18 protein-coding genes are annotated in these 24,861 nt (G+C 56.4%); 10 read left to right on the forward strand and 8 right to left on the reverse strand.

The genetic code is table 11. From position 1 onward, the window contains the following. On the reverse strand, positions 1-2,447 hold a 2,447-nt coding region (gene ileS / locus QZ725_RS13490; RefSeq protein ID WP_293780581.1), incomplete at its 3' end, for an isoleucine--tRNA ligase. Positions 2,448-2,529: 82 nt separating this feature from the next. Then, complete coding sequence (locus QZ725_RS13495) at positions 2,530-3,522, reverse strand: bifunctional riboflavin kinase/FAD synthetase (RefSeq protein ID WP_293780584.1); 993 nt, start codon at positions 3,520-3,522, stop codon at positions 2,530-2,532. A 463-nt stretch (positions 3,523-3,985) separates the two neighbouring features. On the opposite strand from QZ725_RS13495, the gene QZ725_RS13500 reads away from it, so the two are divergent. Continuing rightward, on the forward strand, positions 3,986-4,579 hold the full coding sequence (locus QZ725_RS13500; protein ID WP_293780586.1) for a hypothetical protein: 594 nt from the start codon (positions 3,986-3,988) through the stop codon (positions 4,577-4,579). A gap of 279 nt (positions 4,580-4,858) precedes the next feature. Here QZ725_RS13500 and QZ725_RS13505 read toward each other — a convergent pair whose 3' ends face one another. Further along, positions 4,859-5,584, reverse strand: a complete 726-nt coding sequence (locus QZ725_RS13505; protein WP_293780819.1) for a 16S rRNA (uracil(1498)-N(3))-methyltransferase — start codon at positions 5,582-5,584, stop codon at positions 4,859-4,861. Positions 5,585-5,762: 178 nt separating this feature from the next. On the opposite strand from QZ725_RS13505, the gene tkt reads away from it, so the two are divergent. From tkt to gap, 3 genes are read left to right on the forward strand one after another with little or no spacing between them, the layout of a single operon-like run. After that, positions 5,763-7,757, forward strand: coding sequence for a transketolase (gene tkt / locus QZ725_RS13510; RefSeq protein ID WP_293780589.1), 1,995 nt, complete (start codon positions 5,763-5,765; stop codon positions 7,755-7,757). Then, entirely contained in the window at positions 7,754-8,311 is a 558-nt protein-coding gene (locus tag QZ725_RS13515) for a GNAT family N-acetyltransferase (protein WP_293780592.1), read from the forward strand. Before tkt ends, QZ725_RS13515 begins: the two co-directional genes overlap by 4 nt. Before the next feature lie 43 nt (positions 8,312-8,354). Further along, the gene (gap, locus tag QZ725_RS13520; protein WP_293780595.1) at positions 8,355-9,365 is read left to right on the forward strand and encodes a type I glyceraldehyde-3-phosphate dehydrogenase; all 1,011 of its coding nucleotides are present in this window, start codon (positions 8,355-8,357) and stop codon (positions 9,363-9,365) included. Between the two features lie 781 nt (positions 9,366-10,146). Here the strand turns inward: gap and glnE are convergent. Continuing rightward, the gene (glnE, locus tag QZ725_RS13525; protein WP_293780822.1) at positions 10,147-12,906 is read right to left on the reverse strand and encodes a bifunctional [glutamate--ammonia ligase]-adenylyl-L-tyrosine phosphorylase/[glutamate--ammonia-ligase] adenylyltransferase; all 2,760 of its coding nucleotides are present in this window, start codon (positions 12,904-12,906) and stop codon (positions 10,147-10,149) included. 91 nt (positions 12,907-12,997) lie between these two features. Here glnE and QZ725_RS13530 point away from each other — a divergent pair, with 91 nt between their 5' ends. From QZ725_RS13530 to QZ725_RS13550, 5 genes are all read left to right on the forward strand, one after another. After that, positions 12,998-17,194, forward strand: a complete 4,197-nt coding sequence (locus tag QZ725_RS13530; protein ID WP_293780598.1) for a YhdP family protein — start codon at positions 12,998-13,000, stop codon at positions 17,192-17,194. Between the two features lie 4 nt (positions 17,195-17,198). Continuing rightward, entirely contained in the window at positions 17,199-18,017 is an 819-nt protein-coding gene (locus QZ725_RS13535; protein WP_293780601.1) for a carbon-nitrogen hydrolase family protein, read from the forward strand. Between the two features lie 145 nt (positions 18,018-18,162). Next, entirely contained in the window at positions 18,163-19,623 is a 1,461-nt protein-coding gene (gene tldD / locus QZ725_RS13540; protein ID WP_293780604.1) for a metalloprotease TldD, read from the forward strand. A 310-nt stretch (positions 19,624-19,933) separates the two neighbouring features. Further along, complete coding sequence (gene aroG, locus QZ725_RS13545; RefSeq protein WP_293780607.1) at positions 19,934-21,001, forward strand: 3-deoxy-7-phosphoheptulonate synthase AroG; 1,068 nt, start codon at positions 19,934-19,936, stop codon at positions 20,999-21,001. Positions 21,002-21,026: 25 nt separating this feature from the next. Further along, positions 21,027-21,353, forward strand: a complete 327-nt coding sequence (locus QZ725_RS13550; protein ID WP_293780610.1) for a hypothetical protein — start codon at positions 21,027-21,029, stop codon at positions 21,351-21,353. Positions 21,354-21,450: 97 nt separating this feature from the next. Here the strand turns inward: QZ725_RS13550 and QZ725_RS13555 are convergent, their stop codons facing one another. After that, a complete protein-coding gene (locus tag QZ725_RS13555) occupies positions 21,451-22,149 on the reverse strand; it encodes a UPF0149 family protein (protein ID WP_293780613.1) in 699 nt (232 codons plus the stop codon). 112 nt (positions 22,150-22,261) lie between these two features. Here QZ725_RS13555 and QZ725_RS13560 point away from each other — a divergent pair, with 112 nt between their 5' ends. After that, complete coding sequence (locus tag QZ725_RS13560; RefSeq protein WP_293780616.1) at positions 22,262-23,260, forward strand: serine/threonine protein kinase; 999 nt, start codon at positions 22,262-22,264, stop codon at positions 23,258-23,260. A 14-nt stretch (positions 23,261-23,274) separates the two neighbouring features. On the opposite strand, the gene QZ725_RS13565 is transcribed toward QZ725_RS13560, so the two are convergent. The 3 genes from QZ725_RS13565 to QZ725_RS13575 all read right to left on the reverse strand — a co-directional run bounded on the left by QZ725_RS13565 (position 23,275) and on the right by QZ725_RS13575 (position 24,860). Then, complete coding sequence (locus QZ725_RS13565) at positions 23,275-24,009, reverse strand: glutamine amidotransferase (protein WP_293780619.1); 735 nt, start codon at positions 24,007-24,009, stop codon at positions 23,275-23,277. Positions 24,010-24,067: 58 nt separating this feature from the next. Further along, positions 24,068-24,406, reverse strand: a complete 339-nt coding sequence (locus tag QZ725_RS13570) for a hypothetical protein (RefSeq protein ID WP_293780622.1) — start codon at positions 24,404-24,406, stop codon at positions 24,068-24,070. Positions 24,407-24,494: 88 nt separating this feature from the next. Further along, entirely contained in the window at positions 24,495-24,860 is a 366-nt protein-coding gene (locus QZ725_RS13575) for an Hpt domain-containing protein (RefSeq protein WP_293780625.1), read from the reverse strand. Between the last annotated feature and the right edge of the window lies 1 nt (position 24,861).

Here is a 24,861-nt window from a genome sequence, read left to right on the forward strand (position 1 = left end):
ACGGCCCAGGCTTCTTCTGCCGTGAACGACAGCATCGGTGCCATCAGACGCAACAGACCATGCGTCAGATGCCAGATCGCGCTTTGCGCTGAACGGCGTGCATGCGAGGTCACGCCGCAGGTATAGAGACGATCCTTGAGAATGTCGAGGTAGAAGCCGCCGAGGTCTTCCGTGCAATAGCCTTGCAGTTTGGACACGACTGGATGGAATTCGTAGCGGTCGTAATGCGCGAGGATGTCGGCTTGCAGCGTATGCATTTGCGCAATCGCATAACGATCGATTTCCAGCATATCGGCCACATCGACCAGATCCTTCTGCGCGTCGAAGTCGGACGTATTCGACAGCAGGAAGCGCAGCGTATTGCGGATACGACGATAGCTTTCCGTCACGCGCTTCAGAATTTCATCAGAGATCGACAGCTCGCCCGAATAGTCGGTCGAAGCGATCCACAGACGCAGGATGTCGGCACCCAGCGTATCGGAAATCTTTTGCGGTGCCAGCGTGTTGCCCAGCGACTTCGACATCTTGCGGCCTTCGCCATCGACGGTAAAGCCGTGCGTCAGCAGCGCCTTGTACGGTGCGCAACCGTTGAGCATGGACGAAGTCAGCAGCGACGAATGGAACCAGCCGCGATGCTGATCCGAACCTTCGAGATAAAGGTCGGCAGGGAAAGCCAGCTCATCCTTGTGCGAGCCGCGCAAAACGGTTTGGTGCGTACAACCAGAATCGAACCACACGTCCAGCGTGTCCTTGTTCTTCAGGTATTGGTCGGCTTCGTCGCCCAGCAGTTCTTTCGGATCGAGTTTGAGCCAGGCTTCGATGCCTTCTTTCTCGACACGTTGTGCGATTTGTTCCAGCAATTCCGGCGTGCGCGGATGCAGCTCGCCGGTTTCCTTGTGCACGAAGAAGGCCATCGGCACGCCCCATTGGCGTTGGCGCGACAGCGTCCAGTCTGGGCGGTTGGCGATCATGCCATGCAGGCGCGCCTTGCCCCAGCTCGGGAAAAATTCGGTTTCTTCGATGGCCGTCAGTGCCGTGGTACGCAGGCTGTTGCCGCCATCTTTCGGCGTTACGTCCATGCCAGCAAACCATTGCGAGGTCGCGCGGTAGATGATTGGCGTCTTGTGGCGCCAGCAATGCATATAGCTGTGGCTGAACATGATCAGTTTGAACAGCGAGCCTGCTTCGGTCAGCGCGTCGCAGATTGGTTTGGATGCTTCCCAGATCGTCATGCCACCGAACAGCGGCAGCCACGATGCGTATTTGCCGTCTGCCATGACAGGCGCGATGATGTCGTCGTCCTTCACGCCGTTGGTCTTGCACGAGATAAAGTCATCCACGCCGTAGGCAGGTGCGGAGTGCACCACGCCGGTACCGCTGTCGGCGGCAACGTAGTCAGCCAAATAGATCGGCGACAGGCGATCGTAGCCTGCCTCCGCTTTTGCGAGCGGATGATGGAAGGCGATGCCAGCCAGTGCAGCACCTTCGCACGTAGCAATCGTCTTGCCTTCAAAGCCGTAGCGTTGCAGCACGTCTTCCACCAGATCGGCCGCCACGATCAGCAGCAAAGGTTGGCCGTCGCGCGCGGTTTTCACCAGTGCGTATTGCAGTTCAGGATGGACGTTGAGCGCCTGGTTCGATGGAATCGTCCACGGCGTCGTGGTCCAGATGACGATGTAGCCATTGTCGGTCGGCAGTGTCGACAGGCCGAAGGCCTTGGCGATCTGGTCGTGCTGAGCAAACGGAAAACCGACATCGATCGCTGGATCGCGCTTGTCCTGATATTCGACTTCGGCCTCGGCCAGTGCCGAACCGCAATCGAAGCACCAGTTGACCGGTTTCAGGCCGCGATACACATAGCCTTTTTCCATCAACGTGCCGAGCGCGCGCAGTTCGTCGGCTTCATTGCCGAAGTTCATGGTCTTGTACGGGTTGTCCCATTCGCCGAGCACGCCCAGACGGATAAAGTCTTTCTTCTGGCGTTCCACCTGTTCATTGGCGTAGGCGCGCGCCTTCTCCATCACTTCTGCGGTCGGCAAGCTCTTGCCAAATAGTTTCTCGATCTGGATTTCGATCGGCATACCGTGGCAATCCCAGCCCGGTACGTAAGGCGCATCGAAGCCGGCAAACTGACGGCTCTTGATGATCATGTCCTTGAGGATCTTATTGACGGCGTGGCCCAGGTGGATGTCGCCATTCGCATACGGCGGACCGTCATGCAGGATGAACTTCGGACGACCCTTGGAGGCATTACGGATTTTTTCGTACAGCTTCTTTTCCTGCCATTGCTTGACCCATTGCGGTTCGCGCTTGGCGAGATCGCCGCGCATCGGGAACGGCGTATCGGTCATGTTGACCGGATATTTGCTGGACGGCTTGTTCTGGCCGGCCGGCTTGGCGGCTTTGTTGTCTGGCTTGTTTTCAGTGTTCTTCTGCTTGTCGGACATGGTCTGCTTTTCGAAAAGTATGCGGTGGATCAAACGGGCATCGCGACAGGCGTTTGCCATGGCGCGGGGGCATGTTTGATCGTCAAATTCGGTCGGTTGCCGAGGTGGCACCGTCGCTGCGTTGCGTCGGCAATTGGGCAAAGTAGGCACGCGCTTCTACTGCATCGCGCGCAATCGCGGCAGTCAGCGTGGGCAGATCGACGTATTTTTCCTCGTCGCGCAGCTTCTGCAAAAATTCCACACGCACCAGCTTGCCGTAGCAATGCTCGGCGTAATCGAAGATGTGCGTTTCCAGCAGCACGCGGCCGCTGTCATCCACAGTCGGACGCACGCCGATGCTGGCTACGCCCGGCAGTGGTTGTTCTTCCAGGCCGTGCACCTGCACGATATAGATGCCGGAAACTGCAGGGCGGTTATGCGGTACACGCAGGTTCAGCGTGGGAAAACCAATGGTGCGCCCGAGCTTCTGACCATGCACGACATGGCCGGAAATCGAATACGGATGACCGAGCAGTGCTTCCGCCGCTGCGAAGTCGCCTGCGACCAGTGCTTCACGCACGGCTGACGACGACACACGCATCCCGCCGCTGGTAGTGACGGTCGCATGCGACTCCACCGTGAAACCAAATTCGGCACCCGCTTGCACCAGCGTGGACAGATTGCCGGCACGCTTGGCGCCATAGCAAAAATCCTCGCCCACGATCAGCCATTTGACGTGCAAGCCTTCCACCAGAATCTTCTCGACGAATTCCTGCGGCGACAGCGAAGCGAAATGGGCATTGAAATGCTCGACGATCACACGATCGACACCGGCCTGCGACAGCGAAGCCAGCTTGTCACGCAGGCTGGCAATGCGCAGCGGCGCACGCGACGGATCGCCAGCACGCTCGGCAAAGAACTCACGCGGATGCGGTTCAAAGGTCATCACCGCCGACTCCAGCCCCAGCGACGAAGCAGCTTCGCGCAGACGCGCCAGCAGCGCCTGATGGCCGCGATGCACGCCGTCGAAATTGCCGATCGCCAGCGCACACGGCGCACGCGAGGCGGCATTGGGAAGTCCGCGAAATACCTTCATGGGAATGGGAGAGAGCCTTGGCAGCGGATTGGCTGCAAAACCGGGCATTATAAATGGTTTTGAGGAAGTACTAGCCTAGAGAAGCCGCTGATGAGTGATCACCTTAGTTCATCCCTTTCTCGTTGGACGTAAAAGCTGAAAGAGAAAGAAAAGCAAAAAATCCGCGAAATGACATTGAGATGTCCGGGATCGTTGCTCAAAATTCAAAACTTCATCCAGCATTTATTGCATAAAACCCCATATTTATGGGGATGTCTTGACACAGATAACACCTAGAATTGTCTCTTTGTAATTTTATTGTTGTTGAGTCTTTGGCAGGTAGTTACACCCGGCACTTTCCTTTCTTGCCGCTACTAAGTGGCTAAGTATTCGCATGGGTGGGCATTATGGCTCTCTTCAATTCCGCTGACTGCAAAAAGGCATTGCCAGTCGGTCGTCTAATGCTCTCTGACGGAGTTCATTCATGTGTCGCATTGCACAGGTTGTACTGTTGCTTTTGGTGTTTTGTCGTATTTCGGTAGCTGAAGAGGTATTGCCGGTTGTCAGTGTTGATGGCGAGATTTTCGCGAAGAAATTTGTTGGGACGCCTCCTAATGGAGACAAGCTGCTGGAATTTGTTCGCGACAGCGAGTCATTCGATAATTGGACCAAGCTGATCGGCTATCGCTATCAACAATTGCCTGGTCTTGAGAATGACCCGATCAAATATGCAGTTTTTTTGGGGCAGATGGTGAAGCAGGCAAATCCACAAGCCAATTTCCAGATCATCAGGAACAAGCAGTCCGATGAGGCAATCATTGACTTCCTGACTTGGCCTCAGGATCAGAAATTTATGGAGCTAAACGTATTCCGGCTTTGGAAGAGCACGGATGGGAAAGCGGTTGTGTCTTTGCAGATTGCATACCGATTTTCGGTGCCGACGCCTGTTACCACGCGAGAAAGTGGAAATGACGTGGAACGGAAAAGAAATGAACTTAGAGAGCGTAGGCAGTTGTGGATCAAACATGCTGCCGAGTCAGATGTAAAGGCCATCGAAATGACCTTACTTCGTCAATAAATTAACTTCCCTATGGGCTGTCAGCCTTAACTGTTTGTTGTTTCATTTATCTTTGGGCACCAACAAGATAGGTATTAAAAAGAGCGGAAAGAAAAAATTTACTCTTCCCCTCAGATGTTACGTATGACTGCGCAGATGATTACATCAGTTATATGTAAATCCAATTGATATTCCTCTCAGGTAACAGCATTTCCTTACAATTTCCGAGAACGCAAAATTTTTCGAAATTTCGGTATTTAAGGAAATGAAAAACTTGTTCTTTGACTCCTGATAGTTTAGTTACAGCTCACCCCAAACCGCATTCAACCCTGCCACTGCTGCTATTCCTGCCGTCTCTGTCCGCAACACCCGGTGTCCCATCCCTAGCATCAGCACTCCATGTGCACTCGCATCATTCTCTTCCCGTTCCGTAAAACCACCTTCTGGCCCGATCAGCAATCCGACGGATTGCGGTGGATGATGCCGCGCCCAGTCGGAGAGAGATTGTTCAGCGCGCGGACTTAGCATAATGCGCACATGCAGATCTTGCTGCCCGATGTATTGATTGAAATCCACCGGTTCTGCTAAGGTCGCAAGGCGGTTGCGACCGCTTTGCTCTGACGCAGCTTCGATCACGCCTTGCCAGTGCTGCATTTTCTTGACGGCACGTTCGGCGGACAGGCGCACCACGCAGCGTTGCGAGGCCAGCGGCTGGATCGCATGTACGCCAAGTTCCACGGCTTTTTCGATGATCCAGTCCATCTTGGACGCTTCGGGCAGCGCTTGCGCCAGCGTAATGGCGTAGGGCAGTTCGGTTTCGATGGGCTCGAATAGCTTGATTTCGGCGCTGGCGCGCTTCTTTTCGATGCTGCCGAGAACGGCGGTGTACTGGCCGCCTTCGCCATTGAAGAGCGTGATCAGGTCGCCCACGTTCAGGCGAACGACTTGAATATGGTGCGCTACATGGTCGGGCAGGGCGATGGTGTCGCCGATGGCGAGCGGTTGCGGGCAGAAAAAGCGGGGCATGGCGGGATTCCGGCAGGGCGTCGCAACGATGCGACTGTAAAAGATTTCACCAACGGCGATTTTAGTCTGTGCCGAGCACTCTGGTAAAATAGCGGGCTTCACAACCCCTTGTTTTTTCAACGAGGGATCGGCTGCTTTTGCCGGTTTCGAGATTCTTTCCACCGCTCTCACACCAAACATGACTTCCTCGCTCCCGACCACCAAAATGGCTAACGCGATCCGCGCGCTGGCAATGGATGCTGTTCAAAAGGCCAATTCCGGTCACCCAGGCATGCCGATGGGCATGGCCGAAATTGCCGTTGCCCTGTGGTCGAAGCATTACGCGCACAATCCGGCTGATCCGAAATGGGTCAATCGCGACCGTTTCATCATCTCGAACGGTCACGGCTCCATGCTGCACTATGCGCTGTTGCACCTGACGGGTTACGACCTGCCGATGGAAGAGCTGCGCAATTTCCGTCAGATGCATTCGAAAACCCCAGGCCATCCTGAAGTGGATGTCACGCCGGGTATCGAAACCACGACCGGCCCGCTGGGTCAGGGCATCACCAATGCGGTTGGCATGGCGCTGGCTGAAAAGTTGTTGGCGGCGGAATTCAATCGTCCTGGTCACGACATCATCGATCACCACACCTATGTATTCCTCGGCGATGGCTGTTTGATGGAAGGCATTTCGCACGAAGCCTGCTCGCTGGCCGGCACGCTCAAGTTGTCGAAGCTGATCGCGCTGTATGACGACAATGGCATTTCGATCGATGGCCATGTCGAAGGCTGGTTCACCGACGATACGCCGAAGCGTTTCGAGTCCTACAACTGGAACGTGATTCGCGCCGTCGATGGTCACGATGTAAATGCCATCGATGCCGCCATTCAAGCCGCAAAGAAATCCGACAAGCCAACCCTGATCTGCTGCCGCACCGTGATTGGCAAAGGTTCGCCAAACATGGCTGGCACGCACAATGTGCACGGTGCTGCGCTGGGCGACAAGGAAATCGCCGCCACGCGTGAAGCGATCGGCTGGAGCGATGCGCCATTTGAAGTCGCTGCCGATGTGTACACCGCGTGGGATGCAAAAGCAGCCGGCGCGCAACGCCAGAATGACTGGCAAGCCAAGGTCGATGCCTATGCCAAGCAATTCCCGACCGAAGCCGCCGAACTGACCCGCCGCATGCAAGGGGAACTGCCGGGCAATCTGGACAAGGCCGTTAACGAATACATCGCTGCCTGCGTCGAAAAGCAGGAAACCATCGCGACGCGTAAAGCCAGCCAGAATGCGATTCAGGCATTGGCACCTGTGCTGCCGGAATTCCTCGGCGGTTCGGCCGATTTGACCGGCTCCAACCTGACCAACTGGAAGGAATGCGTGGCCGTGCGTGGCGATCAGGCTGGCAACCACATCAACTACGGTGTGCGCGAATTCGGCATGAGCGCCGTGATGAATGGTATCGCCTTGCATGGCGGTTACATCCCGTTCGGCGCGACCTTCCTGACGTTTTCCGATTACAGCCGCAATGCCCTGCGCATGGCGGCATTGATGAAAATCCGTTCCATCTTCGTTTTCACGCATGATTCCATCGGTCTTGGTGAAGATGGTCCGACGCACCAGTCGGTTGAACACGTTTCGAGCCTGCGCCTGATTCCGAATCTGGATAACTGGCGTCCATGCGATACCGTCGAATCGGCGGTAGCGTGGGAGCAAGCCGTCAAGCGCAGCAAGGGTCCAAGCACGCTGATCTTCTCGCGTCAGAACCTGCCGTTCCAGCAGCGTAGCGACGAGCAGATCGCCAACATCAAGCGCGGTGGCTATGTCCTGCGTGATGCCAAGGATGCGAAAGTCATTCTGATCGCCACCGGTTCGGAAATCGAACTGGCGACCAAGGCGGCGGACGAGTTGAGCAAGCATGGCGTTGCTGCACGCGTGGTATCGATGCCATCGACGGACGTGTTCGATCGTCAGGACGCAGCATATAAAGCGAGCGTGCTGACGAAAGGTGTGCCACGTGTCGCCATCGAAGCCGGTGTGACCGACTTCTGGTACAAGTACGTCGGCCTTGAAGGCGGTGTGGTCGGTATCGATACCTTCGGCGAATCGGCACCGGCTGGTGTGCTGTTCAAGCACTTCGGCTTCACGGTCGAGAACGTGATCGCCACCGTCAAAAAAGTACTGGCGTGACCGAAATCACCTTCCGCCGCGCCACACCCGACGACGCAGCCGCGATTGCCGCCTTGCGTGTCGATAGCTGGCGTACGACGTATCGCGGGGTGATGCCCGAAGCCTACCTCGATGGTATGAAGACCGAGGATAGCGTCGGTATGTGGTCGCAGGTATTGCAGGCCGATGTGCCCTCGATTGCGGTGTTCGTGGCAATGGCCGATGACGAATTGGTCGGCTTTGCTTCCGGCATGTTGTTGATGCCGCCCAAGCATGAGATCGATGCCGAACTGACCGCGATCTATCTCAAACCGATCGCGCAACGTGGCGGGGTTGGTCGTCGCTTGCTGGCGCTCGTGGCAGAAGCGATGCAGCAGCAGGGCGCACACGGTTTGCTGGTTTGGGTGATTGCCGACAACAAGCCGGCTCGCCAATTTTATGAAGAACTCGGTGGCGCGTTGTTAGTCGAACAACCGTTCACCTGGGATGGCCTCGACCTTATGGAAACTGGCTATGGCTGGCGCGATTTGCCTGCTTTGCAGCAGGCCTGCGCAAGCAAGCGGCCATCGATGTAGTGACCTTTCTTTCGTTGATGTTGCAATTTTCTGGAGAAAAAGAATGACAATCCGCGTGGCAATTAACGGCTATGGCCGTATCGGTCGCAATGTTTTGCGTGCCCATTACGAGAGCGGCAAGAAAAACGATATTCAAATCGTCGCGATCAACGATCTCGGCAAGCCGGAATCGAACGCGCACCTGACCCGTTACGACACGGCCCACGGCAAGTTTCCCGGTACTGTTGAAGTCGATGGCGATTACATGGTCGTCAATGGCGATCGTATCCGTGTGTTCGCACAACGTGATCCGGCACAGATTCCTTGGGGCGACCTGAACGTGGACGTCGTGCTCGAATGCACGGGGTTCTTCACGACGAAGGAGAAAGCTTCGGCGCACCTGAAGGGCGGCGCCAAGAAAGTCATTATCTCCGCACCTGGCGGCAAGGATGTGGATGCGACCGTCGTGTTCGGCGTCAACAACAATGTGTTGAAAGCGACCGATACGGTCATTTCCAACGCATCGTGCACCACCAACTGCCTGGCACCGCTGGTACAGCCACTGAACGACAAGATCGGTCTGATCAACGGTTTGATGACCACGGTTCATGCGTTCACGAATGACCAGGTGCTGACCGACGTCATGCACGAAGACCTGCGCCGCGCACGTTCAGCCACCCAATCGATGATCCCGACCAAGACCGGCGCTGCTGCAGCTGTCGGCCTTGTTCTGCCAGAATTGAATGGCAAGCTCGATGGCTACGCGATCCGTGTGCCGACGATCAACGTCTCGATCGTTGATCTGTCGTTCATTGCAGCACGTGACACGACTGTCGAAGAAATCAACGCGATCATGAAGGAAGCTTCGGAAGGCGCGCTGAAAGGTATCCTGACCTACAACACCGAGCCATTTGTTTCGGTGGACTTCAACCACAATCCGGCATCGAGCAACTTCGATGCGACGCTGACGAAGGTGTCGGGGCGTTTGGTGAAAGTGTCGTCGTGGTATGACAACGAGTGGGGTTTCTCGAATCGCATGCTAGATACGACGGTTGCGCTGATGTCGGCGAAGTAAGCTGTTCTGCTTCGAATGAAAAATGCCCCGCTGGTCGGGGCATTTTTGTTTTTTTTGATTGGGTTTGCGTTGCTTGCGGGGTTGCTGATTCTGGATTCTCTTCGGAGAGGCGTGCCGGGGGTAGCCCGGCGGCTACCTACTTTCTTTGCGTTCGCCAAAGAAAGTAGGCAAAGAAAGGCGACCGCACTGCCGCTGCCCCTGCGGGGTTCCCATCGAAGCAAAAGAGAAAATGGGAAGTGAGCGAAACTCGCTTCGCTCAGACAACGCTCACTTCTTGATCCCTTTTCTCTTTTGCTTCAATGGCATCGTCAAAGCGGACCTGTGGATCCGGCTCGCCTGCGGCATTGCCGGATCGCGGCATTGGGGAGTTGGGCTGGTTGTTTGGGTGACTGCTAGTTGGTTAAAGACTTCTTTCAGTGAAGTACAACCAAATTTGTATTGCTGGACAATCTCGAATCGCGGTCTGACTCAACTCTTCGCATCTCCCCGGCAATGCCACAGGCGAGCCGGAATAGTCGTTCCGCTTGTACACAGTCGCTGATGACATGTGCAAATCGGATCAGAAACGGGTGTGTTTGAGCACGTAGTGCGAGTTTCGCCCGTTTCCCGATTTGTACGCGTTATCAGCGGGAACCCGAAGGGCTGTGTACCTGCGGTCGCCTTCTTTTGCTTACTTTTCTTGGCGAAGCAAGAAAAGTGAGTAGCCGCCGGGCTACCCCGGCAAGTCTCTTCGAAGAGCCGCTAACAATCAGCAGCCACCAACGTTGCTAACAAAAAATCCTCAACCCTCAAACACTTCCCCCCACAACCCCTTCACCGCCGCAATCTCATCCACCACACGTTCGGCAACAACCCGCGACCGATCCACACCTTGCAGACGAATCTGATGCTGCATCTTCCTGAACGTCCGATACGCGTCGCCAACCTTGATGCCTAACTCGGCATCGATCAAGCCAAGTTGGCCAAACAATTTGAGCAACGCGATATTGCCAATGTCGCCCGTCAATTGCGGATGTTGCGCCGCATGACGCAGCACCATGTATTGCACGATGAATTCGATATCGATCATGCCGCCGCTGTCGTGCTTGAGATCGAATTCGTCGCTCTTGTTCGGATGCGCATCATGCATCTTCTGACGCATGGCGAGGACTTCCTGTTTGAGCTTTTCTGGCTCGCGTTCTTGTCGCAACACTTTCTCGCGAATCACTTCGAAGCGTGCGCCAATCTCGGCGTCGCCGGCGCAATAGCGGGCGCGGGTGAGGGCTTGATGCTCCCATAGCCAGGCGGAGGTAGTCTGGTATTTCTCGAACGAGTTGACGGTGGAAACCAGCAGGCCACTTGCACCGTCGGGGCGCAGGGCGATATCGACATCGAACAGAATGCCCGCAGGCGTGTGCGTGGTCATCCAGGTGATAAAGCGTTGCGCAAGCCGCGCGTACAGTGCAGGCGCATCGGGGTGCTCGTCGTCGTAGAGGAAAATGACATCGAGATCGGAGGCGTAGCCAAGTTCCTTGCCGCCGAGTTTGCCGTAGGCGATGACGGCGAATTGCGGATCGTCGCGATGGCTGTTGGCAAATGTCATCCAGATTGCGCGCAGGGTTTCTTCGACAAGTTTGTCCGCAAGGGCGGAAAGATGATCGGCGAGTTTTTCCACGCTCACATCGCCGACCAGATCCTGCGCCAACAAGCGGATCAATTGCGCATGATGCATCTCGCGCAGAATGTCGAGCTGGCGTTCGGTATCGCCCGACGATTCTTCCAGTCGTTGACGCACATCGTGTGCAAAAGCTTCCCAGTCGGGGGCGGCCTTCAGCGTGCGGTCGTCGAGCAATTCGTCTAATAGCAGCGGATGGCGCGTCAGGTATGTCGCGGCCCAGCTGCTGGCGGCGATCATGCGGATCACGCGTTCGAGTGCGTGCGGGTATTCGGTCAGCAGCGCAAGGTAAGCTGCACGACGTGCGATGGCTTCGAGAAAGTCCAGAAGGCGGCCGAGTGTGGCGGCATGCTTGTCGGTCACGGCGGCGATCAGTGGCAGGCTGGTGTTGACGAGTGCCACGAGCTTGTTGCGGCTGGCTTCGGGCAGCATTTGCAGGCGCGATGAACGCCAGGTCGCCAGCATGCGGCGCGCGGCGTCATCGGGCGCATCGAAGCCAAGTTGCGCCAGATAGTGCGTAATCGATTCTTCGCTGTCCGAACTCGATAGCACGACAGCGAGTTCAGCATCCACATTGGTTTCTTCGGGCTGCTGTTCGCTCTTGTCGCGAAAAATTTCGTCGAAGTGACGTGCTACCAGAACGCGCTGTTCTTCCAATTTGTTCAATAAAGTTGCTACATCGTCATAGCCCATCATGCGGGCAACGGCCAGACGATCTTCGTCACTGGCAGGCAGCGTGTGGGTTTGCGCATCGTCCAGATATTGCAAGCGATGTTCGAGATCGCGCAGGAAGACATAGGCGTGCAGCAATTCCTCGACCACTTCGGGCTTGAGCAATTGTTTTTCGGCAAGCGTGCGCAAGGTCTTGCGGGTTGAGCGGTCACGCAGGGAGGCATCGCGCCCGCCACGGATCAATTGGAAAACCTGCGCCAGAAATTCGATTTCGCGAATGCCGCCGCGCCCCAGCTTGACGTTGTGGCTGCGCTCGGGATGCCGCGTTTCCTGCCGCGTGACTTCGGCGCGAATCTGCGCGTGCATGTTGCGGATCGCATCGATCGAGCCGTAATCCAGATAGCGTCGATAGACGAAGGGGCGCACGATCTTGTCGAGTGCAGCGATATCGGCCGGTTTGCCGGTCAGCGCCCGCGCCTTGACCCATGCATAGCGTTCCCATTCGCGACCCTGCACGATCAGGTATTCCTCGACCATGTTGAAGCTGGCGGCCAGCGGACCGGAGTTGCCGTTGGGGCGCAGGGCCATGTCGACGCGGAAGGTGAAGCCATCGCCGGTGATTTCTGCCAATGCCGCAATCAGTTTCTTGCCGGTACGTACGAAGAATTCGTGGTTGGACAGGCTGCGCTGTTCCGGCGTGCTGGTTTGCGTTTCGCCATCTTCGGGGTAGACGAAGATCAGGTCGATATCGGAAGACACATTGAGTTCGCCGCCGCCGAGCTTGCCCATGCCGAGCACGATCATTTCCTGGCTTTCGCCCGATTCCTCGCCAATCGGCGTGCCATGGAGCGTGGTCATTTCTTTCATGACGGCGGCCAGATGGCGTTGCACGGCGAAATCGGCGAACGCGGTCATGGTGGATACGACTTCCTCCAGATTGGCGGTGCCTTCCAGGTCACGCCTGATCAGCGTGGCGATGACCAGATTGCGCAGACGTCGCATGGCGCCTGTCAATGGGACGCCCGAGTCTGTTTCGTTTTGTAAAACCTGAGCGAAAACCTCGGTGTTCAGGGATAATTTGGCAACTTCGGCAACCTTTTGTGCGCGTGTACTGTCTGCATTGATCCACCGTGTATAAAATCGGGAAGCGTCGAGAATGGGCAGGGACATGTTCTTTGCCGTCTGGTAGTCGGAATGGGTTGATCTTGTTCTGATGAGCGACGCTGACCTGCAGGGGCATGGTCAACCGGGCCGCATGTGGTTCGTTTCATTCTACGCGATGTCTCTTACCCGACGATTCTGATTAATGCCTATCGAGCAAGACCAAACCGATCAGACCTCTGTGCCTGCACGCTTGCGGGCAGGCTGGGCTGCGGCAGGGCAATCGTATCGTCGCCTCAATGACGCCAGTCATCATCTTCTGGGTTTCACGCTCAAGCTGCTGCTGGTCGGCTATTTTCTATTCGGTATTGCCTTGCTGGGCTTGCGTTATGTCGTCATGCCGCAGATCGCCGACTACCGTGCCGATGTCGAGCAGTTTGCTAGCAAGGCGATCGGTCGCCCGGTCACGATCGGTGAGCTGTCCGGCGGCTGGCAAAAACTGCGGCCTTCGCTGCAACTCGAAAATGTGACGATCTACGGGCAGGACGACGAGCCGGCCCTGCGCTTGCCTCGCGTATCGGCAGTGATTTCGTGGTGGTCGGTACCAGCTTTCGATTTGCGGCTGCATCGGCTGGATATCGATCGCCCCGATCTGGAAATTGAACGCGATGCCCAAGGCCATTTTTATGTGGCGGGCATGCTGGTCAAGACCGGTGAGGAAACCGACGGCCGTGCTGGCGACTGGGTGCTGTCGCAGCATGATATTCATATCAATCAAGGACGCTTGCGCTGGAAAGATGGCTTGCGGCAGGCGCCTGAGTTGCAACTGGAGCAGGTCGACATCGTGCTGCAGAACAGTGGCACCAGACATCGCTTTGCATTGAAAGCCACACCGCCGGCATCGATCGCGGCCCCGCTCGATGTGCGTGCGCGCTTCGAGCATTCGCGTTTCGGTGGGCGTAAATCCGATCCCTTGCTGTGGACCGGCGAAATCTATGCCGATGTGCGCGATACCGATCTCGCGACTTGGAAAACCTACCTCGACTTCCCGGTCGATTTACGAGCGGCCACGGGTTCGTTGCGTGCCTGGCTGGCCTTCGACCATGCACGTGTGGCAAACCTGACTGCCGATCTGGCCTTGTCGAATGTGGTCGTCAAGTTGCGCAAGGATCAGGAGCCACTTGAGTTGGTGTCGGCGAATGGACGCGTTTCTGTGCAGGAAACCATCGATAGCCAGGTACGCGACGGCAATCCGACCTTCGGCCTGAATGGTCATGCAGTTGCCGTGACCGATCTGACTGTGCAGACGCGCGACGGACTGATCTTGCCGAAAACCACCATGAGTGAGCGCTACGTGGCGGCCAAGGGCAGTACGCCAGAGCGTACAGAAGTACAGGTGCAGATGCTCGATCTGCAGGCGCTGGCACAACTGGCGGAACGCTTGCCCTTGCCGCCGGCACAGTTGCGCATGCTGCGCGATTTTGCTCCGCGTGGCAGCTTGCATAATTTCTCGGCGCAGTGGCAGGGTGCTTATCCCGACATCCAGTCGTATCAGGTGAAGGGTGATTTCCTCAATCTCGGTCTGGCGCCACAGGTTGCGCGCGCTGCACGTGCCGCTACGGCCAAGGTGCCGGCGCAGGCGGCGGTCCCGGCCATTCCGGGTTTTGAGAATCTGTCTGGTCATATCGATGCGAGTGACAAGGGAGGTGCTTTCCAGCTTGCTTCGAAGCAGGTTCGCTTTGTTTCACCGGCTTATTTTGCGGAGCCCACCATCGGCTTCGATACGCTGGATGCCGATGCCAAATGGAAATTTGAAAAAAACGACATGTTGTTGCTGACCCTGCGCAACCTGTCCTTTGCCAAGGATGCCTTGCATGTGGCGTTGGCCGGCACGCATCTGATGCCGATCGACAAACAGGCCAAGGCTGAGCCAGGAGTGATTGATCTCAACGGCACGGTGAGTGGACTGGAGCTGGATCGTGTCGGCAACTATCTGCCTCTCGGCATGCCCGATGATGTGCGCGAATGGCTCACGCATGGTCTGGTTGGTGGCACCTTGCAGGACGGCCGTTTGCGTCTCAAGGGTGATCTGGCGCGTTTCCCGTTCCATGAAGATAAACCGACCGACAAGAACCGTGGGGAATTCGTCTTCGCTGGCAAGATTCACGACGGCGTGCTCAACTACGCGCCCGATATGCACGCGCCGGACGGTAAATCGCCGATGTGGCCCTTGCTCGAAAAGATCCAGGGCAGCATCTTGTTCGACAAGGCACGTCTCGAAGTGCATGGCGATACGGGCGAAACGCATGGCGCACAGGTGGCGAATGTGAAGGCCGTCGTTCCCGATCTGATGTCGCATGAGTCCGTGTTGCAGATCGATGGCACTGCAAGCGGACCGCTGCAACGTCTTCTGCGTTACACGGTGGATAGCCCGGTCGGTGAATGGATCGGGCATTTCACCGATGAGTCCAGCGGTACGGGTAACGCGACGCTGGCGCTGAAACTCGATCTGCCATTGCATGACATGCATCACGCCAAGGTGAACGGTACGCTCAAGTTTGCCAACAACGGTGTCACGCTCATGCGCGACATGCCGGAAATTGCCCAGACCAATGGCCGTCTGGAATTCGATGAGAAAGGCGTGACGCTGCACAACATCAAGGGCAATTTTCTCGGTGGGCCATTGACGATCGGTGGCGGCACGCAGAAAGACGGCACGATCCAGGTGCGCGCCGATGGCACCTTGACGGTGGCAGGTTTGCGCAAGGCTTATCCTGCGGCACAGGCGCAGAAACTGATTGATCGCGTCAATGGCAGTACACGTTTCACCACGCTGGTCGCCGTGCGTGGCAAAGCGGTGGATGTGACAGTGGAGTCCAATCTGCGTGGGTTGGGATTGGACTTTCCTGCGCCTTTGCACAAGGATGCGCGCGATGCCTTGCCTTTGCGTTTTGTGCAAAGCGGCGGCGCGGTAGAAAACGGCACGATGTCGCGCGATACGATTCGTGTGAATCTTGGTAATGTGATCGCTGCCAATTATCAGCGTGAACGTGTGCCGGGACCGAATGGCGCTTCGTGGCGTGTTGCGCGAGGGGGCATCGGCATCAATGCCGCACCCCCAGAGCCGAACAGCGGTTTGCAGGCGAATGTGAATGTGCCTGCCTTGAATATCGATGACTGGATCAAGGCGACTTCCTCGATTACTTCCACCGCTGCGAGCAAGTCGGCAACGCAAACAAGCTCAGGCCCCGAGCTCGGTCAGTACGTGGAAACCGACAAGCTCGCCTTGCGCACCGATGAATTGTTCGTGCTCGGCAAGCGTTTCGATAGCGTTGTCGCCGGCCTCACGCATGCGGATGATCTGTGGCAGGTGAATATCGAATCGTCACAAATGACGGGCCATTTGAACTGGCGTGACTCCGGTAGCGGCCGTGGCTTGGGCCGAATCACCGCGCGCCTGACGTCGCTCAAGATACCGAAGACCGCCGGTGCCGATGTGAAGGACATGCTGTCCCAGGTAGACCAGGATACGGAAATGCCGGCACTCGATATCGTTGCCGACAATTTCGAACTGTATGGCAAGAAGCTCGGCCGTCTCGAATTGCTTGCGCATTATGTGCGTGCCACGGGTGGGCGAGAATGGCGAATTCGCAATCTGACAGTCAGCAATCCTGATGCACGTCTGTCCGCGACGGGTAATTGGCTGGTTCGGAATGGCACCAGCACGTCCAGCCTCGATTACAAGCTGGAGATGGAGGATGCTGGCAAGTTGCTGGCGCGTTTCGGTTTCCCCGATGTGCTCAAGGATGGCGCAGGTAGTTTGACGGGCGATATCAGTTGGAACGGCATGCCGTTTGCCATCGATTATCCCAGCTTGTCGGGCAAGATCGCGCTTGACGTAAAGAAAGGCCAGTTCCTCAAGGTCGAGCCCGGCGCAGCCAAGCTGCTAGGGGTGCTCAGCATGCAGTCCTTGCCGCGTCGCTTGACGCTGGATTTTCGCGATGTGTTTTCGGAAGGGTTTGCCTTTGATGGCATCAATGGCAATGCGCAGATCAGCAAGGGGCTGGCACGTACCGATAATCTGAAGATGCGTGGTGTTGCCGCTACCGTGCTGATTGATGGTGCGGCGGATATCGTGAAAGAAACACAGGACCTGCGTGCAGTTGTGGTTCCCGAAATTAATGCCGGTGCCGCCTCGGTGGCGTATGCGCTGGCGGTCAATCCTGTGATCGGTGCGGGCACTTTCCTCGCCCAATTGTTCCTGCGCGCACCGCTGGCACGTGCCTTCACCTACGAGTATGCGATCACCGGTAGCTGGAGCGATCCGAGCGTCAACAAGATCGAACGCAAGATCGAGCCTGCGCCCAATTCCGCCATCAACAAAAAACTCTACGAGGGATGAGATGATGCACGCCGAAAAAAACGATCAGCCGACACGTGTTGCCGCGATCCAGATGGTGTCCACACCGGTGGTTGAAGAAAACATTGCGACAGCGACACGTCTGATCGCGCAAGCTGCCAGCCAGGGCGCAAAGTTGATTTTGCTGCCCGAGTACTGGGCTGCAATGGGCATGCAGGAAACCGACAAGATCGCGCTGGCGGAAGAAGACGGTGCAGGCCAGATTCAGGAATGCATGGCGCGTGCAGCGCGTGATTATCAGGTCTGGCTGATCGGTGGCACCCTGCCGCTGGTCGCAACGGAAAACAAGGTGCTCAACACCATGATGGTCTATGACGATCAGGGGCAACGCGTGTCGCGCTACGACAAGATTCATTTGTTCAGCTTTACGCGCGGTGAGGAATCCTACGATGAGGCACGCACCATCTTGCATGGCAAGCAGGTCGGTACCTTCGATGCGCCGTTCGGCAAGGTCGGTCTGTCGGTCTGTTATGACTTGCGCTTCCCCGAGCTTTATCGGGCGATGGGCGATTGCACACTGATGGTGGTGCCGGCCGCATTCACCTATACAACGGGCCGTGCACACTGGGAAGTCCTGCTGCGTGCGCGTGCTATCGAAAACCAGTGCTATGTGCTGGCAGCGGCGCAGGGCGGTCGTCATCCAAATGGTCGCACGACCTGGGGGCACAGCATGCTGATCGATCCGTGGGGCGAGATCAAATCGGTCTGGAACGAGGGCGAAGGCCTTGCAATCGGCGATATCGAACCCCACCATCTCTTGCGTGTACGCGAAAATCTGCCGGCGTTAAAGCATCGCGTTCTCTGATTGGCCACGGAGCACGATTTTTGAAAGACCGCGTGCTGGCGTGCATTGCTCTACAATGCGGCTATTCCTGATGATTTTTTACCGACGAAAGTGCCTGCCTGCATACGCTTTCGTCCGACTCTGATTATTCAACCAACGAAGTCTCATGACGCCTTTCGAACCCAATCTCAAGACACTTGCCGTCGCTCGCGACATCCTGTTGACGCCATTCGGTCTCGACGAATCTGCGCTGGTCAAGACGCTCGGCACGATGTTTGCACATCGCGTGGATTATGCCGATCTGTATTTCCAGTTCACAAAGAGCGAAGGCTGGAGTCTGGAAGAAGGCATCGTCAAGACCGGCAGCTTTTCGATCGACCAAGGCGTCGGCGTGCGCGCGGTGTCGGGTGACAAAACGGCGTTTTCCTATTCGGACGAAATCTCGCAGCGTGCCCTGACCGAAGCTGCTTTGGCAACGCGCACGATTGCGCGACAAGGTGCGGGCAAGATCAAGGTTGCATCAGCTATTGAACCTGTTGGCGGCCGTTCGCTGTATTTGCCGCACGATCCGCTGACGTCACTCGATGCGACTGAAAAGGTCAAACTGCTGGAGCGCGTCGAGCGTATCGCGCGTGCCAAGGATCCGCGTGTGGTGCAGGTGATGGCTGGATTGGCTGGCGAATACGATGTGGTGCTGGTCGCGCGTAGTGACGGCGTGCTGGCTGCCGACATTCGCCCGCTCGTGCGTCTGTCGATTACCGTGATCGCGGAACAGAATGGCCGCCGCGAGATGGGGTCCAGTGGCGGTGGCGGTCGTTACAGCTACGCCTACTTCAGTGACGAACTGCTGGAAAAATATGCAAGCGAAGCGGTCGCTTCGGCACTCGTGAATCTGGATGCGCGTCCGGCACCGGCAGGGCCGATGACGGTTGTGCTCGGCTCCGGCTGGCCAGGTGTGTTGTTGCATGAAGCGATCGGTCACGGTCTGGAAGGCGACTTCAATCGCAAGGGATCGAGTGCGTTCTCTGGCCGCATCGGCGAACGTGTGGCGGCCAAGGGCGTGACGGTGGTGGATGACGGCACGATTGCCGATCGCCGTGGTTCGCTCAACATCGATGATGAAGGCAATCCGACGCAGTGCACGACGCTGATCGAGGACGGCATCCTGAAAGGTTATATTCAGGACACTATGAATGCGCGTCTGATGAAGATGCCTGTGACCGGCAATGCGCGCCGCGAATCGTATGCGCATTTGCCGATGCCACGCATGACGAACACCTACATGCTCGGTGGCGACAAGGAGCCGGAAGAAATCCTGGCTTCGGTCAAGAATGGCTTGTACGCGGTCAACTTCGGTGGCGGTCAGGTGGATATCACGAATGGCAAGTTCGTGTTCTCGGCCAGTGAAGCCTACATGATCGAAAACGGCAAAATCAGTTATCCGGTCAAGGGCGCGACGTTGATCGGTAACGGCCCGGATGCGCTGACGCGTGTTTCGATGATCGGCAACGACATGCGTCTCGACAGCGGTGTCGGCGTCTGCGGCAAGGAAGGGCAGAGTGTACCCGTCGGTGTTGGTCAGCCTACCTTGCGTATCGATGGCATGACGGTCGGCGGTACGGCGTAAGCGATTCGTCAGGATTGTTGGCAAATCGCCTACTGCCGCACCGATTTGCCTGATATGCCACGCTTTTTCTCGGCTTTGCTTGCCAACCGACCTGATTTGCTGCACTATTGCCTTCACTTAACCGCTTTGACTGTAATGACATGACGTCCCTGCGCTTCGCTTTCTGGTTTTACTTTAGCTATTCCAACCCAATGGCGGTGGAGAAGCGGTAAGCGCGCAGTTAAACAAAAGCTAAACCGAAATTCTTGAAAAAACCGCCGTGATGGCGGTTTTTTCTTTTGCAGAAACGATTTTTGACCGGAGAAAAACCATGCCACGCACTGATGATTTACGGATTAAGGAAATGAAAGAACTGGTACCACCGTCGCATCTGATCCGCGAGCTTGGCTGCTCCGACAAGGCAGCCGAAACAGCGGCCAATGCGCGTACTGCACTGCACCGCATTCTGCACGGTCAGGACGATCGCTTGATGGTCGTGATCGGCCCTTGCTCGATTCACGATACCAAGGCTGCCATGGAATACGCGAATCGCCTGATCAAGGAGCGTGAGCGCTTTGCTGGCGAACTCGAAATCATCATGCGCGTATATTTCGAGAAACCACGCACGACAGTCGGCTGGAAAGGCTTGATCAACGATCCTTTCCTGGATGGCAGTTTCCGTATCAACGAAGGCCTGCGTATCGCGCGTGAGTTGCTGCTGAACATCAATGAGCTTGGTTTGCCTGCCGGTACTGAATTCCTCGACGTGATCAGCCCACAATACATTGCTGACCTGATTAGCTGGGGGGCTATCGGTGCCCGTACGACCGAATCGCAGGTACACCGCGAACTCGCTTCAGGACTGTCGTGCCCGGTCGGTTTCAAGAACGGTACGGACGGCAACGTCAAGATTGCCGTCGATGCGATCAAGGCCGCATCGCAACCGCATCACTTCCTGTCCGTGACGAAGGGTGGTCATTCTGCCATCGTTTCGACGCTGGGTAACGAGGATTGCCATATCATCTTGCGCGGTGGCAAGGCACCGAACTACGATGCGGCGAGCGTTGAGCAAGCGTCGAAAGATATCGCTGCCAATGGCTTGGCAGCACGTTTGATGATTGATGCGTCGCATGCGAACAGCAGCAAGAAGCCGGAAAATCAGGTGCCAGTCTGCGCCGATATTGCCAAGCAGGTTGCCGCCGGTGACACGCGTATCGTCGGTGTGATGGTCGAATCGCATCTGGTGGCCGGTCGTCAGGATCTGATTCCAGGCAAGGAACTGACCTACGGGCAGTCGATTACCGATGGCTGCATCAATTGGGAAGAAAGTTTGAGCGTGCTGGAAGGGCTGGCGGAAGCGGTCAAGCAGCGTCGCCATGTGAAGGACCCGGATGCGTGATTCCCTCTCTGGATGGAAGGTGTAAATGAAAATGCTCCGACAGTCGGGGCATTTTTATTTGTGGATTTGGAATGGTTTGTCTGATTTTTTGGTTGTGCATTGCTTATTGCTGACGTTTCTTCGAAGAGACATGCTGGAGGTAGCCCGGCGGCTAGCTACTTTCTTTGCGTTCGCCCAAAAAGTGCGCAAAGAAAGGCGACCGCACTGCCGCTGCCCCTGCGGGGTTTCCATTGAAGCGAAGGAAAAAATGGGAAGTGAGCGAAACGCGCACTACGTGCTCAGACAACGCTCACTTCTTGATCCATTTTTCCTTAGCTTCTTCAATGGCATCGTCACAGCGGGGAACACCTAACCGGCTCGCCAGCGGCGTTGTCAGGTTAAAGGGGTGTGCGGATATTTTCCCGATTGTTTTTATTCGATGGTGACTCGGGTATTGATAGGTGGCAGACTCACTCGTCCCCCTCACTGGCACCGCAGCACTTTTTGTATTTCTTGCCGCTGCCGCACGAGCAGGGATCGTTGCGTCCGACCTTGGGCGCATCGCGTTGCACCGTCTTGACGGCAGATTTACGCAGCGGTTGCCAGAATTTATGAATGGCAGGAATTGCTGCTTCCATCTCGATCGTCAGCTTGTGCGTTTTGAGTGGCGTATCGACGAGCGTGAGTTCTTCTTCCTCGATTTCTTCCGCGCCTAGCAGGTAGATGGGGCGCATCGCAGGAGCAATCGGCGATTCGTAGATGGCTTGCCAGGCTTCTTCGCGCAAGGCGATGCCTTCGGTGAAGCCCCATGCCCAGGCTTCGCCATCGAGCACAGGTTTGCTTTCCCATTCGTGTTCGCAGAACAGCGGTTCGTATTCCTTGGGCGCGACTTCGAAGGTGATGGCGATTTCATTCATGAAGCGCGCGATCAGACCGACGATGCGTTCGTATTCCTTGTCTGTCTTGAACTTGGGAATGGCTTCGGCATCGGCGCCCCATACATGCGGCAGCCATTCGGCCAAAGGTACTTCTTCCGGGCCGATCGCCAGCGCAGTGAGAAACCCGTGCAGCGAATCCATCGCCATGCAGTCATCGGCGGTACGATCGGAAAGCAGGAATTTATCGAGTTCGTCGAATTCTTTGTCGGAGAGTGGCTGGTCGAGATGCATGGTGAAAATCCGCAGGGAGTAGTGCAATGAGGGCGACAGTGTACCAGCAGGGGCCGGGTTCACGCCCGCGATGTGGGTGGTTGTATAGGCGTCATGCCACGTACAATGCGGCATGACCGATCAAACGCAATCTCCTGTTTCTTTTTCCTCCCTGTCGCCCGGCTGCGTACTTGATGCTCTGGAGAGTGTCGGGTTGTATAGCGACGGTCGTTTATTGGCACTCAACAGTTACGAAAACCGCGTGTATCAGATCGGCATGGAAGAGGGCGCGCCAGTGGTAGTGAAGTTCTATCGCCCGGCACGCTGGTCCGACGCGGCGATTCTGGAAGAGCATGCCTTTGTGCGTGAACTTGCTGACCTCGAGATTCCCGTCGTTCCGGCACTGGTTTTGCAAAACGGACAGACTTTGCAGCATTTTGCCGGCTTCCGTTTTGCCGTGTTTACGCGTCATGGCGGGCGTGCTCCAGAGCTGGACGATGGCGCGACGCGTGAATGGCTGGGACGCTTCATCGGTCGCATTCACGCCGTCGGCATGCAGCAGCGCTTCGCCGAGCGACCCGCCATCGACATGCAAACTTTTGGAATCGAACCTCGTCATTACTTGCTGGAGAATAATTTCCTGCCGCCGGATTTACGGGAGGCCTATGCCAGCGTGACGGCGCAAGCACTCGAAGGCGTACATCGATGCTACGAACGGGCAGGGCAAATCAAGATACTGCGTTTGCACGGTGATTGTCATCTTGGGAATGTGCTGTGGACCGATGACGGTCCGCACTTCGTTGATTTTGATGACAGTCGCAGTGGTCCGGCGATTCAGGATTTATGGATGTTGTTGTCTGGCGAGCGCCATGACATGGTGGGACAGTTAAGCGACCTATTGGCGGGCTATGAAGATTTCGCGGAATTCGATCCGCGTGAGCTGCATCTGATCGAAGCCTTGCGTACGCTGCGCCTGATGCATTATTCGGCATGGCTAGCCAAGCGCTGGGATGATCCGGCTTTCCCTCTGGCTTTTCCTTGGTTCAACACGCAGCGTTATTGGCAGGATCGCATTCTTGAACTACGCGAGCAAATCGCGTTGATGGATGAACCGCCACTTTGGCCTGCCTGAATCAGGCAATCAGTTCAGGCAACCGATTCACGCGAGCGTTGCCGGGCAAAGCGACCGAACTTGCCGAGAATACTGGCAGCCGTGGATGTGTAAGCGAGTTGTGACTCCAGCGTGGCAAGATCGGTGCCATTCTTTCTCAGGTCGGGTGCCAACTTCTGCAGATAGCCGCGCATCGCTTCATGATCGAATTCCGGATGGAACTGTACGCCCCACGCGGTTTCGCCAACGCGAAATGCGTGATGCGCCTCGAATTCATTGTGGGCGAGCACGACCGCTTTAGACGGCAGGGACCGTACGCTCTGGCGATGTACGACATGCGCCATGAAGCTTGTCGGTAGATCGTGAAACAGCGGATCGTTTCCTGCTGCCGCTGCGATGCAAACCTGCACGGAACCGATCTCGATGCCATCGGGATGGTAGTCCACGTGTCCGCCCAGCGCATGAGCCAGTAACTGATGGCCGTAGCAAATGCCAAGTAGTGGCAACTTTTGTGCGACCGCTTCGCGCAACCATGCAGCGAGTGCCTCGCTCCAGTCGGCACGATCGGTGACCATCGCATGCGAGCCGGTCACGATGGCACCCGCAACGGTGTGCCATTCAGGTAATGCAGTTTGTGTTCGAGCATCGACGATCATGACAGGCAGGCCGGTTTGGCCCAAGCCTTGTTCGATCCAATGTTCGAAGTCACCGGCACGCTGTGCCAGTTCGGGAAAGGTCTCGCCGACCTTGAAAATGACTAAAGGCTTCATGTATGGGAAAAAGCAGATGTTTGCCGGGATGAAGCAAAGCGCATGCCGACAACCCGAATCAGACTTTCTGCGCCTGATGGGCGAGAACATCGAGCGCGGCAATCACTTCATCGACAGACTCGGAACGATTGGCGCACAGCACTGCAAATTCGATGGCATCGTCGCGCTGCGTCTTGCGGAAATAGCGCAGCAGGTAATCGCCATTGTCAGCTTGCCCGGTGTTGCGTTTGTCATCCTTGGCAAGGCGGCGTGCATACCATACCGCATAGCCATTCGACTCTTCACAGCAATACACTTCGGCCGAATGGTGTGGCCCCAGCGGAAAAGCTTCGGGATCGGTGTACCAGATGGTTTTGCGCCACAGGTGATTCTTTTTCGATTCAGGGATCTGGTTCATGGGGTGAGCGACCGATAGAACAACGATGCCCGGTATTGTGCCCTGTTTGCCGGTTTCCGGCACGCCGGGTTGCTGAGGCTGTCTATGCTCAGGTAGAAGTCAGTATGCCTTGCAGTCTTGTTTCGATCAGTTGGAATTCCTGGCTTATTACATGCAAGTGCGCAGCAACCTGCTGCGTTTGGCCTCGGCGCAAGTCGGTTTCCAGCATATTGCAGTGACGTGACAGGTTGGTGGCACCGATCGAGGCAGCGCTACCGCACAGGCTATGGCTGATTTTTTGCAGCGTGGTGAAGTCGCCATTCTGTGCTGCTTTTGTCAGTGTCTCGAGTCGTTGGATGCTGTCACTCAGAAAAAGACGCGCGATGTCGTTGAACTCTTGCCCAAGCAAATCTTGCAGATTGCGTAGTTCGTCTTCTTCCAGCAGCAGAGATGCCGCAGCAGGGGAATTGGGCATA

The organism is uncultured Oxalicibacterium sp. (genome assembly GCF_913776015.1).
GTDB lineage: Bacteria > Pseudomonadota > Gammaproteobacteria > Burkholderiales > Burkholderiaceae_D > Oxalicibacterium.